The organism is Dissulfurimicrobium hydrothermale (genome assembly GCF_022026155.1).
GTDB classification, from domain to species: Bacteria; Desulfobacterota; Dissulfuribacteria; order Dissulfuribacterales; family Sh68; genus Dissulfurimicrobium; species Dissulfurimicrobium hydrothermale.
Window position 1 is genome coordinate 1,059,155 of record NZ_CP085041.1, and the last position, 16,617, is coordinate 1,075,771.

A 16,617-nucleotide genomic window follows, 5' to 3' on the forward strand; every position below is an offset into this window, starting at 1 on the left:
ATGATGGATCTGAGGGGCAAAAAGATAGTGGTTTTGGGGATAGGGGCATCCGGTGAGGCCGCTGCAAAGTGGGCTGAATCCCGCGGGGCCATGGTGGTTGTAAGTGATCTTAAACCTATTGGGCGTTGGCCATCTGATTTTATCGAATGGGCAAGGGCAAGAGGGGTGGGCATAGAGGCGGGCAAAAATGATCCCAAGACCTGCCTTTCAGCTGATATGGTTATTGTGAGTCCAGGGATACCGCTTGATGCCCATGTCGTAAGATCGACGCTGGAGTATGGGATACCCATTACTGGAGAGCTTGCGCTGGCTGTTTCGTTATGGCGTGGGCCATTGATTGCGATTACAGGGACAAATGGCAAAACCACTACCACGAGCCTGGTGGGGGAGATGTTTAAGACTGCTGGACTGCCCCATGTTACGGCTGGCAATATTGGGGTGCCGTTATTGGGTTTTTTGCAACACGATGAATACAATAGCGGCGAGGCGGCTGTTTTGGAGGTCAGTAGTTTTCAGCTTGACGCCTTTTCCTTGAATCGCGGTTGGTTTAGGCCGCCAAGATTTAATATAGCTGCATTTTTGAACTTGTCGCCCGATCACCTGGATCGTTACCCTGGCCTTGCGGCATACGGGGAAAGCAAGGCGAGTCTGTTCAAATTCCAGACCGGTTCCGATTGGGCCGTCATGAACGGCGACGACCCCAACCTTTTGCCTTTTAGGGACAGGGGTATGGCAAAGCGGCTCATTTTCGGTCGTTGCGATCACGGTCTTCACGGGGCGCTGATAAGACGCGAAAGCGGACAAATCATATTAAGGTTGCCCGAATCGATCGGTGGGTCTGATGAGGTCTATTCGCTTAAAAATTGGGGGCTTAAGGGTATCCACAATCTTGAGAATCTCGCCGCAGCTATTCTAATCGCAAGGGTGTCTGGTATCGGGCCCGCTGTCGTGCAGGAGGTTATTTCAACATTCAAGGCCCCGCCCCACAGGATAGAATGGGTAGCTACAAAGAATGGGATAAATTATTATGATGACTCGAAAGGGACGAATGTTGTCTCTGTGATCAAGGCCATTGAGTCAATAGACGGGCCTGTTGTACTAATAGCCGGCGGAAGGGGTAAGGGCGAAGATTACAGCCCACTTCGCCACTATGCAGAGTCGGGTCGGGTCAGCGCCTTTGTGCTTATGGGCGAGGAGGCGTCGGTTATCAAAGATGCCGTGGGCGTGGCCGTTCCTGTATTTGAGATCGTCGAGACAGACGGATGGCAGGCTATGCGGGAGGCCGTAAGGCTGGCCGCACTCAATGCGGAGGATGGCGGCGCAGTGCTCCTCTCCCCAGCCTGTGCAAGTTTCGATATGTTTGAAGATTATAGGGAACGCGGGCTTGCCTTTAAAAAGGCGGTTCTTGAGCTCGAGGTATAAATGACACCAGCGATGCGTTGCGGACTATAAAGGTCTGGCTGGACAGCGGGTCTTTGTGTCGGTCATTGGTGGGGAGTATATGGAAAGGCAGGTTGATGGGAGGGGTGCTCCTTTGAGGCTTGTTGTAGCAGGCGGCGGCACAGGCGGTCATGTCTTTCCTGGAATTGCGGTGGTTGAGGCGCTTTCGGAGGTGTCTCCCGTAGAGGTCATGTGGATAGGTGCAGGACGTCCGGTTGAGAAAGAGGTCTTGAAGGATCGGCCTTGGCGTTATCGTGTGCTTGAAGTTAGGCCCCTTCTTGGAGTAGGCGGGTTCGGCATGGCCAGATCCATTTTGGGTCTACCGTATCATATATCAAGGTCATTTGTGTGGCTCAGGGATTTCAGACCCGATATAGTATTCGGTGTAGGAGGCTATGTCTCAGGGCCTGTACTGCTGGCTGCAAGGATCTTGGGGATGCCCACCGTACTGCATGAGCAGAATCTGGTACCCGGCCTTGCCAACCGAATTGCAGCTAGATTTGTAAATGCCGTCCTCTTGAGCTTTGAACAGGCGGAAATGGCTTTTCCGAAGGCCAAGACTGTTGTTACGGGGAACCCTGTCCGTCCATCATTGTTGTTTAATTATAAAGAAGAGGCAAGGGCGGCTGGTGCTCCTTTGAGGCTTTTGATAATAGGAGGGAGCCAGGGTGCAAGGGGTTTGAACAGGCTTGCAAGTTCAGCCGTTGCGTTGCTTTCAAAATCAGGCGTCAGGCTTGAGATAATGCACCAGACAGGTCCTGTCGACCTCGAGGCGGTGAGGTCTTTATATGATGAGGTCGGGGTCAAGGCTGTGGTCTATCCGTTCATAAATGACATGGCCATGGCATATTCATGGGCCGATCTCGTTGTCTGCAGGGCCGGGGCCGGTACTATTGCAGAGCTTACGGCCCTTGGCAAGCCATCTGTTCTTATTCCCTATCCAGCTGCAGCGGATAGACATCAAGATGCCAATGCAAAGGCGCTTGCGGATGCCGGCGGGGCCATATATTTTTGTGAAGAAGATATCGGGGCCGTAAAGATGGCCTCGGAGATACAGGCCTTGCTGGAAGATCAAACCAGTCTTAAAAAGATGGCCGAGAAGGCCAAGGAGATGGGCAGGCCTGATGCAGCAAAGGCCATAGCCTCGATTCTTGTGGATATGGCGGTTAAAAGATAACAATCACGGTGGATCATGTATAAGAAACAGCATATACATTTTGTTGGTATAGGCGGGATAGGCATGAGTGGACTTGCAAGGCTCCTTTTGGGCCTTGGATATGATGTCTCGGGGTCGGACCTGCGAGAGACCGAGATAACTAGGTCCCTTGTCCAGATGGGCGGCGTTGTATACAAGGGTCATGAGGCCAAAAATGTCGAAGGGGCGGATGTAGTGGTCTATTCTTCTGCTGTAAAGGAGTCGAACCCAGAGATCAGGGCAGCCATGGCAAAGGGAGTACCTGTCATTCCCAGGGCAGAGATGCTGGCGGAGATCATGCGGTTGAAAAAATTCGGCATAGCTGTTGCCGGCGCGCATGGGAAGACAAGCACTACATCTATGGTGGCATCGGTGTTGAATTCAGGCGGTCTTGATCCTACAGTTGTGATCGGAGGCAAGGTAAAGAGTCTTGGCGCGAACGCCTGCTGGGGACAGGGTGAATTTGTGGTGGCCGAGGCCGATGAGAGCGATGGAAGCTTTCTGCACCTCACGCCGAGTATCGCCGTGGTGACCAATATAGACATGGAGCATTTGGATTACTATTCATGCAAGGATGATATATTGGATGCCTTTACGGCCTTTCTCGGACGAGTGCCGTTTTATGGACTGGCCATACTTTGTAATGATGATGCCATGAGCCGGCTGATACTTCCCAGGATAAAGAAGCGTGTCATGACATATGGCATAGGAAATGGCGCCGAACTTGAGGCGAGGGATATATCCTTTGGCGGTATGGGGGTGTCTTATATCGCATTTTGGCGTGGGTCCAGATTGGGCCGCATAGATATGAAGGTCCCAGGTCTTCATTATCTGCGCAATTCGCTTGCCGCCATGGCTGTAGGACTTGAACTTGAAATACCATTTGAGTGTATAAAAAATGGGCTGAACGCCTATGAAGGTGTAGGCAGGCGCTTTGAGGTTCTTGGTGATATTGATGGCATAACGGTGGTGGATGATTATGCCCATCACCCGACTGAGATTGAGGCTACTCTCAAGGCGGCCAGGTCGTGTTGGCCTGACAGGAGGTTCGTCGTACTCTTTGAGCCGCATCGTTATTCCAGGACCAAGGCCCTTATGGACGAATTTGCCGTGGCCTTTAAAGAGGCGGACGAGGTCTGGATAACCGAGATATACCCGGCGAGTGAGACCCCCATAGTTGGCGTAAGCGGCGAGCGTCTTTCAAGGGTTATAAAAGACAGGTCGGCGATGTCTGTGCATTTTGTCAAGGCGTGTAGCGATCTTCCGGATGCAGTGACTGGTTCGCTTCGTCCAGGAGATGTGGTTTTTACCCTTGGGGCCGGTTCAATAGGACAGATCGGTCGGATGATATTGAGCAAATTAGGGTCAAAGGAGATGGCGGTTGCCCTTTAGAGATCTTGCAAAAATAGACGGCATCGAGCTCTTCAGAGACCTGCCCCTTGCGCCTCTTACCACCTTTCGTATAGGCGGCAGGGCAAAGATCTTCGTGAGGCCGAGGCGGATAGCTGCGCTTGAAGCGGCGTTGGCCTGTCTTCAAGATAAGGGCGTCGCCTACAAGATACTCGGTCGTGGGAGCAATCTCCTGATCGACGACAAGGGCGTTGAGGCGGTGATTTCCCTTGCGGCCCTTAATGCATTAAGGGATCTTGTCCCGGATGAAAGTGGCGGGTCCATCCTGACCGTAGAGGCTGGCCACGGGCTTGGCAGACTTATCTCGTGGACATCAGCCAGGGGGCTTTCTGGCCTTGAGGGTCTCTGCGGCATTCCGGGGAGCGTTGGCGGTGCGGTTAAGATGAATGCAGGGGCCGGGACATGGTGTATTGCACATATACTCCATTCAGTATGTTTCACAGGACCAGGCGGGAGTTGCTGGGTGTCTGGTGACAGGCTCGAATACGGCTATCGGAGTCTTGAAGTGCCTAGTGGTGCTGTTGTGTCGATGGTGAGGCTGCGTCTTTTTCAGAAGGAGCGGTCAAGCATCTATTCGGAGATAAGGGCCTTGATGAAAAAGAGGACCAAAACCCAGCCCTTAGGAAGGCCTAGTGCAGGGTGTATTTTTAAAAATCCTCCAGGTGATTCGGCTGGGAGGCTGATAGACCTATGCGGACTTAAGGGTCTTGCGGTGGGAGGCGCAGAGGTTTCGTTCATCCATGCAAACTTTATCATCAACAGGGGTGGCGCAAGTTCTGCTGATGTGATCGGACTCATGGATATCGTTAAAGACACGGTCAGGTCAATTACAGGTATAGAACTTGCGCCTGAGGTTGCAATTTGGGGTATGAGACAATGAATGTCAGGACTTCTTACAGGGGTGGCAAGGGCATACATCAAAGGCTGGCTGATAGAAAGATCCACGGGGTATCGATCTTTTTTAAGACTAACTTCCTGCTGTTAAAAAGATCTTTTTTTATCTTTTTGGTATTGGCGGTCGGTTATGGTTCATGGCATTGGATGTGTCATAGCCGGTATTTTTGTCTAAATAAGATACTGGTTGAGGGTGGACCGCACATGAGCCATGAAGATCTTCTCAGACTGACTGGCCTAACCTCCAGGACCAATATCTTGGCCGTCAATTTGGATTCAATCAAAAGCGCTATAGAAAGGTATCCTTGGGTCAAGAAGGCAGAGGTCAGGCGCAGGCTGCCTGACCGGCTGATTATTATGATTAAGGAGCGTGTTCCGGTTGCCGCTATGGAATCAGGCGGTAAGATGTATCTAGTGGACGGTACCGGGGCCGTTTTCAAAGAGGCTGCGCCAGCAGAGGTCGGATCTCTGCCTGTGATAACCGGCGCTGATCATATGGATGCCAAGAGGGGCATCCTTTCAGGGTTTGCAATGAAGGCCTCGGAGCTCATAACAATGGCTGGACAAGGTACGAGGACCTTGGGTGCTGGCAACATCAAGAAGATAATAATTACAAACAACGGTGATCTAATGCTCTATACGGTGGATCACGATACCCTCATTCATTTTAAGGCACATAACATCAAGACACAATTTGCAAGGGCTGAAAAGATACTTTTCCAGCTTTATAGATCTGGCAAATATGAAAGGGTCGCAAGTATTGACCTTGATTACGGCCAGGATATGGCAGTGGCAAGACTTAAAGACTAGGAGACCAAATGGCCGAAAGACCTTGTGATATATTGGTTGGCCTTGATATCGGCACTACGAAGATATGCGCTGTGGTAGGAGAGGTCAGAGAGGATGGCATAGAGATAATCGGGGTGGGCTTTCATCCATCAATCGGCCTTAAAAAAGGTGTGGTAATAAATGTGGAAAGTACGGTGAAGTCCATAAGAAAAGCGGTTGAAGACGCAGAGCGTATGGCCGGGATGGAGATAGATTCCGTTTGTATAGGCATAGCAGGTAGCCACATAAAAGGTATTAACAGCCATGGTGTAATAGCCATAAAGGGCCAGGAAGTCAGTCAGGAAGATATAGAAAGGGTCCTAGATGCGGCAAAGGCGGTTGCCATCCCGCTTGACAGGGATATACTTCATGTGCTTCCCCAGGAATATATTGTGGATGATCAGGGCGGTATCATGGATCCTGTGGGCATGACAGGCGTGAGGCTTGAGGCTAGGGTACACATAGTCACAGGGGCTGTAACGGCCGTCCAGAACCTTGTTAAGTGCACCAACCGGGCAGGTCTTGATGTATCGGATATAGTTCTTCAACCCCTGGCCTCTGCCTCAGCTGTGCTTACACAGGAGGAAAAGGATCTCGGGGTTGGGCTTATTGATTTTGGTGGAGGTACTACTGACGTGGCGTTGTTCGTCGATGGTACCATCAGACATTCTTCCATCCTTGGGCTTGGCGGCAATAATCTTACCAATGACATTGCCGTCGGCCTCAAGACGCCGATGGCCGACGCTGAGAAGATCAAGGTCCTTCACGGTTGCTGTTTGAGTTCGTTAGTATCTAGAGATGAAAATATAGAGGTTCCGAGTGTCGGCGGACGTAAGCCAAGACTCCTTTCCAGACAGGTGCTCGCTGAGATACTTGAGCCCCGTGTCGAAGAGATATTCGGCCTACTGGATCAGGAAATCCAACGCACCGGGCTAAAGGATTCATTGACTTCGGGGCTGGTGATTACAGGCGGTTCAGCCTTGGTGGCCGGACTCAGCGAGATGGCAGATCAGATTTTCCAGCTACCCACTAGGATCGGCTATCCGAGGCGCATATCGGGTCTGGTTGATATGGTTAATTCACCGATGTTTGCGACAGCTGTAGGTCTTGTGCTCTATGAGTTGGACAACAAGCCAGACAAGAAGTTCCACATAAGGGACGGCAATATCTTCAATAGGGTAACCGGACGTATGAGGTCATGGTTCAAGATTTAAATGTTTTGGTATTTATTTGGATCAAACCAAATAAGGCAGTTTGTCGGAGTTTTTAAGGACATTAGAGGGGGTCTAAAATGGCTTTTGAATTTGTTGATATGGAACATACCGCTAAGATCAAGGTAGTGGGGGTCGGCGGCGGAGGCGGTAATGCCGTTAACAATATGATAGCATCTGAGTTGAAAGGCGTAGAGTTTATAGCAGCCAACACCGACAGTCAGGCCCTTGAGATGTCCAGGGCTGGGATAAAGATACAGCTCGGCAAGAATTTGACAAAAGGGTTGGGTGCCGGGGCTAAGCCTGAGATCGGCAGGGACGCAGCTGAAGAGAGTATAGACGAGATAAGGGCTGCACTTGAAGGAAGTGACATGGTCTTTATCACTGCCGGCATGGGCGGCGGTACCGGTACAGGGGCCGCTCCGGTCATAGCAGAAGTTAGCAAGGAGGTCGGGGCACTCACGGTCGGGGTGGTTACAAAACCCTTTAGCTTTGAAGGCAAACGCCGCATGAAGCAGGCGGAGGAGGGGCTTGAGCGCCTAAGGGGCGTTGTTGATACCATAATCACCATTCCAAACGATAGGTTAAGGCGTTTGGCGCAACCAAATACATTGTTGAAGGAATTGTTCGCCAAGGCTGATGATGTCCTCTATTATGCGGTGAGGGGTATTTCAGATCTTATAGTGGTCCAGGGCTATATAAATGTTGATTTTGCGGATGTGCGCACTGTAATGGCCGAGATGGGTATGGCGTTGATGGGCACGGGCGTGGCTAGGGGGGAGAGGAGGGCTATGGAGGCGGTCCAGATGGCCATAGCAAACCCGCTCCTTGAAGACATCTCGATCAGCGGCGCCCGTGGGATACTCATGAACATAACGGCTAGCAGCGAGACCCTTAGTATGGAAGAGGTGGATCAGGCGTCAACGATGATTCATGATGAGGCCCATGAAGATGCCAATATTATATGGGGTGCCGTATTTGACGATGACGCCGGGGATGAGATCAGGGTTACAGTGATTGCGACAGGTATCGGTGCCGATTCCGTCGGCGAGGAAACAATCGTCACACCCATAACAGATCTCGTCAGAAAAAGGCAGGATTCAGGCAGAGATGAGCAGGATCAGGTGGTGCAAACCGCCTATCGCGATAGGCAGCGCGCCGGGAATACGAAAAGGCCTGAAAAGCAAGGCCTTGTTCACAGAGGGTTTGATGAGATAGACTGGAACAGATATGAGATCCCGACTTTTATACGCAAAAAGGCTGATTGATCGCTGTCCGGATGCATCGATCAATCGGATTAGGTGCAGGTTGAACCTTAAGATCGTAGGGCTAAATTAATAAAATAAAGAGCTGGCAACCAAAAATGGACTAGAGAGGTGGGGGGTAGGCGTGGGTGGTCGCTACGGCTGTGGCGAACCGCATTTTATTTTGATGTATTCTATAATGCCCTGAGCAGCGGCGTGTATGTAGTCTCTGTCCTCCCCTTCAACCATTATCCTGATCAGGGGTTCGGTGCCTGAGGGTCTGATCAATATCCGGCCCCTGCCCTTCATTTTGCTCAGGAATTCCATTTGCAGTTTGTCCAGTCCGGCAATCTCATCAGGCGACCTCTTCTCTTTGATTTTTATATTGTATAAGACCTGCGGAAATGATTCCATGACCTTCGCCAGTTCGGACAAGGGCAAACCTGTGATCTGCATGATGGCAAGGAGCTGAAGGGCAGCCAGTATGCCGTCTCCCGTGGTCATATAGTCCATGAATATCAAGTGGCCTGATTGTTCGCCGCCGAAGTTGTACCCGCCGGCCCTCATGGCCTCTACTACATAGCGGTCCCCGACCTTTGTTCGGACAAGCCGTCCGCCCATTTCCTGAACGGCTACCTCTAGTCCCATGTTGCTCATGACCGTTGCAACAAGGGTATTGTGCTTCAGTCTATTTTCCTGGATAAGGTGTTTGGCGCAGATCGCCATGATATGGTCTCCATCTACCACCTTGCCCTTTTCATCTGCGACGATGACCCTGTCTCCATCGCCGTCAAAGGCTATCCCCATGTCCGCGTTGTGTTTGAGTACGGCGTCACGCATAGACTCAGGGTATAACGCCCCACAATTTTCGTTGATGTTTGTGCCATTGGGTGTTACCCCAAGCTTAATTACATCCGCACCGAGCTCCTCAAATACGGCCGGAGCAACTTTATACGTAGCGCCGTTTGCACAGTCAACAACTATTTTGAGCCCGTCGAGGGTAAGGGTCTTTGGGAATGTATGTTTGAGAAATACTACATATCTGCCCTGGGCGTCATCTATCCTGAAGGCCTTTCCTACGTGTTCGCCGGTTGGCTGTTCGTATACAAGTATCGATGACTCCATGAGTTCTTCTATGTGGCCTTCGAGTTCGTCAGGTAGTTTGAAACCATCCCCCGAGAAGATTTTAATGCCGTTGTCCTGAAATGGGTTGTGAGATGCCGATATGACAACTCCGGCATCGGCCCTCATGTTGGACGTGAGGAAGGCTATGGCCGGCGTCGGCATTGGTCCTACCAACAGCACATCCGCCCCCATGGAGCATATGCCAGCGGCCAAGGCGTTTTCCAGCATATAGCACGACAGCCTGGTGTCCTTGCCTATCAGTATCCTGTGGCGTCTGCCTTGTTGATTTTTAAAGATATATGCCACGGCCTTTCCGATTTTCATGGCCGTATCGATGGTCATTGGATATATATTTGCGATACCTCTGATGCCGTCTGTTCCAAAAAGTCTGCGCATTTATTTTTTTGCTTTATAGACCTTTATTTTTTGTGGAATGATATTCAGCAGCGATATTCCTTCAGGGACTATACATTTAGGTTCGATTACATGTATGCCCTTTGTTAAATCTTGTGTCTCTATCATTACAGTTATATCATTTGCAGTTATGTTGTTTAATTCAGTTAATGGCCCTTTGAGTGTTATGCTTACCTCTTTAGGCCAAAAGGATATTTTGCCTATAGGTGGATATAATTTTACTGGAACACGTTGTATTTTTTTTATGCCTTCAATAGGTTTTATATAGACAGTTACTGTAACTTCACTGATATTTGTTTCAGTATTAGTAATGTCTTTCATATTTAATCCTGAGCGTACTTTAATGATCTCTGTTGCTCCATCTATGTTAATAGGTAGTGTTTTTATTTCCCTCAACTTGTTGAGCTCTCTCGGTAGGCCGGAAGCAATGACCCTATCTGGTATGGTTTCAATCTTCTCGATCTTATATCCCTTAGCCGGGGTTCCGATGATTTCTGGTTTGACCATCAGCTCTTTACGCATCATCGGTTCAAGAATTATATTGAATTCCGAAGGCTGGAATCTCGTGATTTTTACGCCTGTTGGTATAGGCAGTGTCTCAGGGTCTATATGTATCGTTATCTTGCCGGGCGAGGTGTTTTTGAGGTCGATTATTTTTGGTAGCCTTTGAATAGCTACATCTCTTATGAGACTGCGTGGTCCGAATATCCTGACGTTTATTGCGGTTGGTATATCGTTGGCTATGATTAGGTCTTTCGGCAGATTTATGACCTCTACGGGCAGAGAGACGGTGATTTCGGCCTTTTCTTCCCCCACTACAAAAAACCACAGGAAGATGGCGAAACCGAGAGACAGCGCCTTTAAGACCCAGTTGTTGGAAAATATACCCCCTAGGCGCATTTGTCAGATGATTCTCCTTTTCCACCAAGGTTTCTCGACATCTTCTGGAGCGAATGTGTTGTGCAGGATTCGTCTCAATGTACCGGTGTCTATGTCTCTTGTTATCTTGCCCGCTATGGCCACTGATATACCGCCTGTTTCTTCAGACACGACGATTGCCACCGCATCGGTCTGTTCGGTTATGCCGATGGCGGCCCTGTGCCTGGTGCCGAGCCTTCTGCTTATGTCAGGACTTGATGTAAGCGGCAGTACACATCCGCCTGCGGCTATCCTGCCGTTTTGTATTATTACGGCCCCGTCGTGCAGTGGTGAGCCCTTATAAAATATAGTGCACAACAGGTCTCTTGTAACCCGTGCATCCAAAGCCGTCCCGCTGCTTATATAGTCCCCTAGTCCTACTCCTCTTTCAAGCACCATTATTGCGCCTGTCTTGGTCTCGGACAAAGCAGCGGTGGCCTTTGCGAGTTCCTCGATAGCCTGAAAATTCTTCACTTGGTTTTTGAGGAACGGACTCTGTCCCATCTGGATGAGGACCCGACGTATGTCATCCTGGAACACGATGACTATCAAGAGGAAGAGGGAACTCAGGACCGTTCCCAGCAGCCAGTGCAGGGTCATGAGGTCAAGGGATTTGGCTGCGAAATATATGACTATGATTACCGCCAGGCCGGCGGCCATCTGAACCGCCCGCGTCCCCTTTATTAGCAATATGATCTGGTAGATTATATAGGCCACGACAAGGATATCCAAGATATCCTGCCAACGGATAGTTATGAGGTATTGATTTATAAAATAGTCCATATGATTAGCCGACTCACTGACAGCCGTCCGTCGGTTTTTCTTGGTATATGGCGTTTACAACGCTCAGGACTTGTCTGGCGTTTTTTACATTGTGTACTCTTAATATATGCGCCCCCCTGACGGCTGCAACTGCAACCGCTCCCAATGTCGGGATATCGCGCTCATAAGGGGTTTTTATACCTGTTATTGCGCCCAAAAAGGCCTTTCTTGAGGGGCCAACGACGATCGGGGCTGAGAGTTCCTCAAATTCCTGAAGGCGGTTTATTAGTGTCAGATTATGGGCGACATCTTTGCCGAATCCTATGCCTGGGTCTATGAGGATATCTTCTTTCGGAATACCGTGAAGTACAGCCCATGATATGCGTTTTTCCAAAAAAGACCTCACTTCGCCTATTACATCGTCATAACAGGGTTTGACCTGCATGTCCTTGGGGGTGCCTTTCATGTGCATAAGGATGACCTTGGCCTTAAAGGACGAGGCGATCTCTGCCATTACTGGCTCGAAACGTAGCGCGCTTATGTCGTTGATGATATCTGCCCCGTGTTCCAGTGCTGCCTTCGCCACCAAGGCCTTGGTGGTATCTATGGAGATGGGGCGATCTGTAGCCTGTCTCACCGCCTTTATTACAGGGATCACCCTCCTTATCTCTTCTTCCGCGCTGACTGGTTCAGAAAACGGCCGTGTGGACTCACCGCCTATGTCAAGGATGTCTGCCCCTTCTTCGATAAGCCTCTCGGCCTGCATGATGGCGTCATCAAGCTCCAGAAAGTGCCCGCCATCGGAAAAGGAATCAGGGGTCACATTGATGATCCCCATTATATACGGCCCGTTGTCCCAGCAAAAAACATGTCCTCTGATGACCATGTCTTTCAAGGTCATCTTTTTATGCGCCATAGTCCTTGCTGTCTTTAGCAGGAGGCGTTTTTTGCCGGCATTGTTCCATTAGGGTGTTTACGGCTTTCGCATCAAGGGATTCCTGTTCAAGGAGGGCGTGCGCTATGGCGTGCAGACACTCGATATGTTCCATGATTAGTTCTTTTGTCCTGTTGTAGGAAGATGTAACGATCTTCATAACCTCTTCGTCGATCTTTTTGGCGGTGTCTTCGCTGTAGTCTTTTACCTGGCCGAAGTCCCTGCCGAGAAAGATGTGCTCTTCCTTCTTGCCGAATACTACTGGGCCGAGCTTTTCGTTCATGCCCCATTCGCAGACCATTTTTCTTGCAAGATCGGATGCCCTCTCTATGTCATTGCCTGATCCTGTGGTGAATTCGTTTAGGACGAGCTCTTCGGCCACCCTACCCCCAAGCAGTATCGAAAGATTGTTCATGAGATACGACTTCGGGTAGGTATGGCGTTCATCTTCGGGCAGTTGTTGTGTGAGCCCTAGCGCGCGGCCCCTTGGGATAATGGTTACCTTGTGGATCGGATCGCTGCCGGGCAGGAGTTTGGCTACAAGGGTATGTCCTGCTTCGTGATAGGCAGTTATTCTTTTTTCTTCATCCGACAAGATAAGGCTCTTACGTTCAGCCCCCATCAGCACCTTGTCTTTGGCCTTTTCGAAGTCGTCCATTTCCACCACTTCTTTGTTACTTCTTGCCGCCAAGAGGGCCGCTTCGTTTACGAGGTTTTCAAGGTCGGCGCCTGAAAAACCGGGCGTCGCCTTTGCTATTACAGAGAGTTCTATTTTGGGATCAAGCGGTATTTTTTTTGCATGTACATTTAGAATAGCTTCGCGCCCCCTTACGTCAGGCACAGGCACCATAACCTGGCGATCAAATCTGCCCGGCCTTAAAAGTGCAGGGTCAAGGACGTCTGGTCTGTTTGTGGCGGCTATCACTATCACCGCCTCGGATGTCTCAAAGCCATCCATCTCGACCAGGAGTTGGTTGAGGGTCTGTTCCCTCTCGTCATGGCCTCCGCCGAGACCGGCACCCCTGTGCCTGCCTACGGCGTCGATTTCGTCAATAAATATGATGCATGGAGCGTTTTTTTTGGCCTGGATGAAGAGGTCTCTTACCCTTGATGCGCCTACACCCACGAACATCTCGACGAAGTCCGATCCGCTTATGCTGAAAAAGGGGACCCCAGCCTCTCCTGCTATCGCCTTGGCAAGGAGGGTCTTTCCTGTGCCTGGAGGTCCGACGAGCAATACGCCTTTGGGGATCCTGCCTCCCAATCGGGTAAATTTTTGGGGATCTTTAAGGAAGGAGACTATCTCTCCAAGCTCTTCTTTGGCCTCTTCTATGCCGGCGACATCTGCAAAGGTGGTCTTTATGCTTTGATTTGTAAGTAGTTTGGCCCTACTCCTTCCGAACGACATAGCCCTGCCCCCACCATTTTGCATCTGCCGCATAAAAAATATCCATACGCCTATCAAGAGGAGCATCGGAAACCATGAGATGAGAAGCGTAAGATACCATGGCGTCTCCTCTACAGGTCTTACTTGAATCTCCACGTCTTTTTCCTTAAGGAGTTTCAGGAGATCAGGGTCGTTCGCCGGTATAGCCGTGCGGAAGGCAACTTGATTCGTGAAAAAGCCTTTTACCCTTTCATTTTCAATTAATACCTTTAAGACCTGGCCTTTTTCAACGTAATTTATAAAATCACTGTATGTGATCTCCTTGACAGGCTCTTGCGGTTTGTTAAAGAGATTGAACAGGAATATCATGACAAGGCCTATGACCAGCCAGAGACTTAGGTTTTTATAAAATGCATTCAATGCAGTCCTCCACATCTGGACAATATAATTCAGTATAATAATAAATTATGGTATCGTTGTCAGTATGAATAGCGGTTTTTTTATCTTTCAAAGGTCTTTCGTATACAAAATAAACCGGATAGTTGTCCCTGTGCAACTGTTAAGTTTTAAGACCTTATGCCGTGGTAAAACAGTCTTCGGGGTTAAAATTGCACCGGTCATGCCTGTGCCAGATTATGCGCAATGTCCGTCGACTTGATGCGTTGATCCTGTAAGGATGTGCGATTTCTACGCCGGCGACCGCAATTATGTCTGACCTAGAGATGAGAAGCGGCAAGTCGTCCCTCAATACGCGAGGCACTTTTCTTGCGATCAAGAAATCCTTGAGCTTTACAAGGCGGTTTGAGCCGAATGGAACAAAGCGGTCACCAGGTTTTCTTGCCCTGATCTCGAGGGGAAAGGCCACGGTATCGGCATCTACAAAGAACGCCGGCGTCTTACCAGATCCATGCCGTCTGAGGCTGTCGAGTGCATCCTTTAAGTCCGTAATCGTCAGCTCTATCAGGCCGTTGCCGGAAGGGGTCTTCCAAAGCCCTGGGCCGTTGACTAGTACCGACTTTTGTCGAGGATTGGGTAGCGGTGACATCTTACAAGGCCTGGACTTTTTTGTAAAGATAAGCCTGTCGTAACGTCGGGCCACTGCTGAACCTCCGGGCAATGGGCAATTCCCGCCTGGATCGATCCCCATGACGATTGAGTCTATGGTTTGGAGGTGGATACTCCTTATGGCGCCGTTTAGACCTTCAAGTCTTTTGAGCGCAGATTGATAAACTCTTCGCCTGATTGGTGCTGGCTCGAGGCGTAATTTTAGGACATCGAATACCATATGACAGCCGCCGTTTGACATCAAGGCCCTACCGAATGCGGAGGCGGCCATGTCTTCAAGGAGCTGGTGTTCCTCGGAGAGGAGACTTGTCATACGGTTTAACGTATTTACTATGGCCGGATTGAATTTCATTGCGAGAAACGGTATAAGGTCTTTTCGGATTCGGTTTCGTAGATATTTCGGGTTATCGTTGGAGCTATCTTTTATAAACTCGAGGCCGAAGGCTGCAAGATGCCTGAGCACACCCTCTTTTGAGACCTTAAGGAGCGGACGTATGATTCCATCTTGTCTCTGCAGCGGAATACCGCTCAGGCCGGCGAGTCCAGAACCTCTCAAGAGGCGCATAAGAACCTCTTCGGCCTGATCGTCGGCTGTGTGTCCGGTAGCTATGTAGGTGCAACCTGTTTTTTCTCTTACGTGTTTAAAAAATCCGTATCTCAACGCCCGTGCGGCGTCTTGGATGCATAGGGCATTTTGTCTCGCATATGCCTTCACGTCTCCCGTCCCGAGGTGGAAAGGGAGCATGAAACGTCCGGCCATTTCTTCCACGAAACGCGCATCCCTTTTTGATTCCTCGCCTCTCAAATTGTGGTCGAAGTGTGCAACCTCGATCTTTATATCCCATGTACCACTAAGGAGATATAATATGTGAAGGAGACATATAGAATCAGGTCCACCTGATACCCCTACAAGTATCCTGGCCCCTGGTTCAAAGAGCCTGTGTCTTGTTATTGTCTCCCTGACCGTGTCCAGGATGGGGGATCTGACAGCCTCACGGGCCGTCTTTAGCATGCTCAGCCCTTTCCTTTCGGCATGGACGGACCCATGGCGGCGATGAGTTCCATGTATGACGCAGGACGTGCCTCGGTTACAGTCACCTTCATCATCATGTCTTTTCCAGCCGCCGGATGGTTGAAATCTGCAATCACCGAGTCCTTGCGGATTTCTTTTACGGTAAAGCCGAACCGTTTGCCGTCATGCCCTGTTTCTTCGTAATATGCTCCCTCTCTCAATTTCTCCGGATGGTTTATATTTGAGATGTCTATCTCACTTACGAGATCTGGATTATATGGTCCGTAGGCCTGTTCGTGTGGTATCGTAACCTCAAATTCGTCTCCTTCTTCATGGCCAGCGAGGGCAGATTCAAGTGCCGCCGGTATCCTCTCTCTACCATAGATGAATTTGGCGGTAAACGGCCGCTTTAGACGTTCAGGTAGCTCACCATTCCTTAAGCTTAATGAATAATTTATTTGTACTACGGTGTTCTCTTCGATTTTCATAATAGATATCCTCTTGTTCAGCAAATAAAAGCTTTTTGTATTATTAAAATTGATGATCTTGTAAAAAGTCGTTATATACTATGGCTAAGTAAAAATCGTCAAATGCAAGACGCGCAGATCCTGAGGAATGAGGCGTACTTCCTGTGCGCCGCAGTGACGAAGGCTGTAGCGCAGCATTTGGCGACTTTCTGCGACGTCATCAAAATTAAATAAAATTATAAATCAATAATAAGATAAGTGAAAGTCTTTGATGGCCTATTCCTTCGGCTAGGGAGGATGAATTGGATCAG

General features: G+C 49.7%; 14 protein-coding genes. 7 read left to right on the forward strand and 7 right to left on the reverse strand.

All coding sequences use genetic code 11. From position 1 onward, the window contains the following. The 7 genes from murD to ftsZ all read left to right on the forward strand — a co-directional run bounded on the left by murD (window position 1) and on the right by ftsZ (window position 8,246). The gene (murD, locus tag LGS26_RS05160; RefSeq protein ID WP_237887582.1) at window positions 1-1,422 is read left to right on the forward strand and encodes a UDP-N-acetylmuramoyl-L-alanine--D-glutamate ligase; all 1,422 of its coding nucleotides are present in this window, start codon (window positions 1-3) and stop codon (window positions 1,420-1,422) included. A gap of 55 nt (window positions 1,423-1,477) precedes the next feature. After that, a complete protein-coding gene (gene murG / locus LGS26_RS05165) occupies window positions 1,478-2,617 on the forward strand; it encodes an undecaprenyldiphospho-muramoylpentapeptide beta-N-acetylglucosaminyltransferase (protein WP_237887584.1) in 1,140 nt (379 codons plus the stop codon). Between the two features lie 15 nt (window positions 2,618-2,632). Then, complete coding sequence (gene murC / locus LGS26_RS05170) at window positions 2,633-4,027, forward strand: UDP-N-acetylmuramate--L-alanine ligase (RefSeq protein WP_237887586.1); 1,395 nt, start codon at window positions 2,633-2,635, stop codon at window positions 4,025-4,027. Next, the gene (murB, locus tag LGS26_RS05175; protein WP_237887588.1) at window positions 4,017-4,925 is read left to right on the forward strand and encodes a UDP-N-acetylmuramate dehydrogenase; all 909 of its coding nucleotides are present in this window, start codon (window positions 4,017-4,019) and stop codon (window positions 4,923-4,925) included. The genes murC and murB overlap by 11 nt, the downstream gene beginning before the upstream one ends. Continuing rightward, window positions 4,922-5,749, forward strand: a complete 828-nt coding sequence (locus tag LGS26_RS05180; protein WP_237887591.1) for a cell division protein FtsQ/DivIB — start codon at window positions 4,922-4,924, stop codon at window positions 5,747-5,749. The genes murB and LGS26_RS05180 overlap by 4 nt, the downstream gene beginning before the upstream one ends. Window positions 5,750-5,757: 8 nt before the next feature. Next, the gene (ftsA, locus tag LGS26_RS05185) at window positions 5,758-6,981 is read left to right on the forward strand and encodes a cell division protein FtsA (protein ID WP_237887593.1); all 1,224 of its coding nucleotides are present in this window, start codon (window positions 5,758-5,760) and stop codon (window positions 6,979-6,981) included. 77 nt (window positions 6,982-7,058) lie between these two features. Next, window positions 7,059-8,246, forward strand: coding sequence for a cell division protein FtsZ (ftsZ, locus tag LGS26_RS05190; protein WP_237887595.1), 1,188 nt, complete (start codon window positions 7,059-7,061; stop codon window positions 8,244-8,246). A 132-nt stretch (window positions 8,247-8,378) separates the two neighbouring features. Here ftsZ and glmM read toward each other — a convergent pair whose 3' ends face one another. The 7 genes from glmM to LGS26_RS05225 form a co-directional block, all read right to left on the reverse strand. Continuing rightward, window positions 8,379-9,743, reverse strand: coding sequence for a phosphoglucosamine mutase (gene glmM / locus LGS26_RS05195; RefSeq protein ID WP_237887597.1), 1,365 nt, complete (start codon window positions 9,741-9,743; stop codon window positions 8,379-8,381). Continuing rightward, window positions 9,744-10,577 (reverse strand): CdaR family protein, encoded by an 834-nt coding sequence (locus LGS26_RS05200; RefSeq protein ID WP_237887599.1) that lies wholly within the window; start codon window positions 10,575-10,577, stop codon window positions 9,744-9,746. It abuts the gene before it with no gap. Between the two features lie 87 nt (window positions 10,578-10,664). Next, a complete protein-coding gene (cdaA, locus tag LGS26_RS05205) occupies window positions 10,665-11,462 on the reverse strand; it encodes a diadenylate cyclase CdaA (RefSeq protein ID WP_237887601.1) in 798 nt (265 codons plus the stop codon). Between the two features lie 13 nt (window positions 11,463-11,475). Continuing rightward, the gene (folP, locus tag LGS26_RS05210) at window positions 11,476-12,357 is read right to left on the reverse strand and encodes a dihydropteroate synthase (protein ID WP_237887603.1); all 882 of its coding nucleotides are present in this window, start codon (window positions 12,355-12,357) and stop codon (window positions 11,476-11,478) included. Then, window positions 12,347-14,182, reverse strand: a complete 1,836-nt coding sequence (gene ftsH / locus LGS26_RS05215; protein WP_330873267.1) for an ATP-dependent zinc metalloprotease FtsH — start codon at window positions 14,180-14,182, stop codon at window positions 12,347-12,349. The genes folP and ftsH overlap by 11 nt, the downstream gene beginning before the upstream one ends. A 154-nt stretch (window positions 14,183-14,336) precedes the next feature. After that, the gene (gene tilS / locus LGS26_RS05220) at window positions 14,337-15,839 is read right to left on the reverse strand and encodes a tRNA lysidine(34) synthetase TilS (RefSeq protein WP_237887605.1); all 1,503 of its coding nucleotides are present in this window, start codon (window positions 15,837-15,839) and stop codon (window positions 14,337-14,339) included. A 2-nt stretch (window positions 15,840-15,841) separates the two neighbouring features. Then, window positions 15,842-16,327 (reverse strand): FKBP-type peptidyl-prolyl cis-trans isomerase, encoded by a 486-nt coding sequence (locus LGS26_RS05225; protein WP_237887607.1) that lies wholly within the window; start codon window positions 16,325-16,327, stop codon window positions 15,842-15,844. Window positions 16,328-16,617 lie beyond the last annotated feature (290 nt).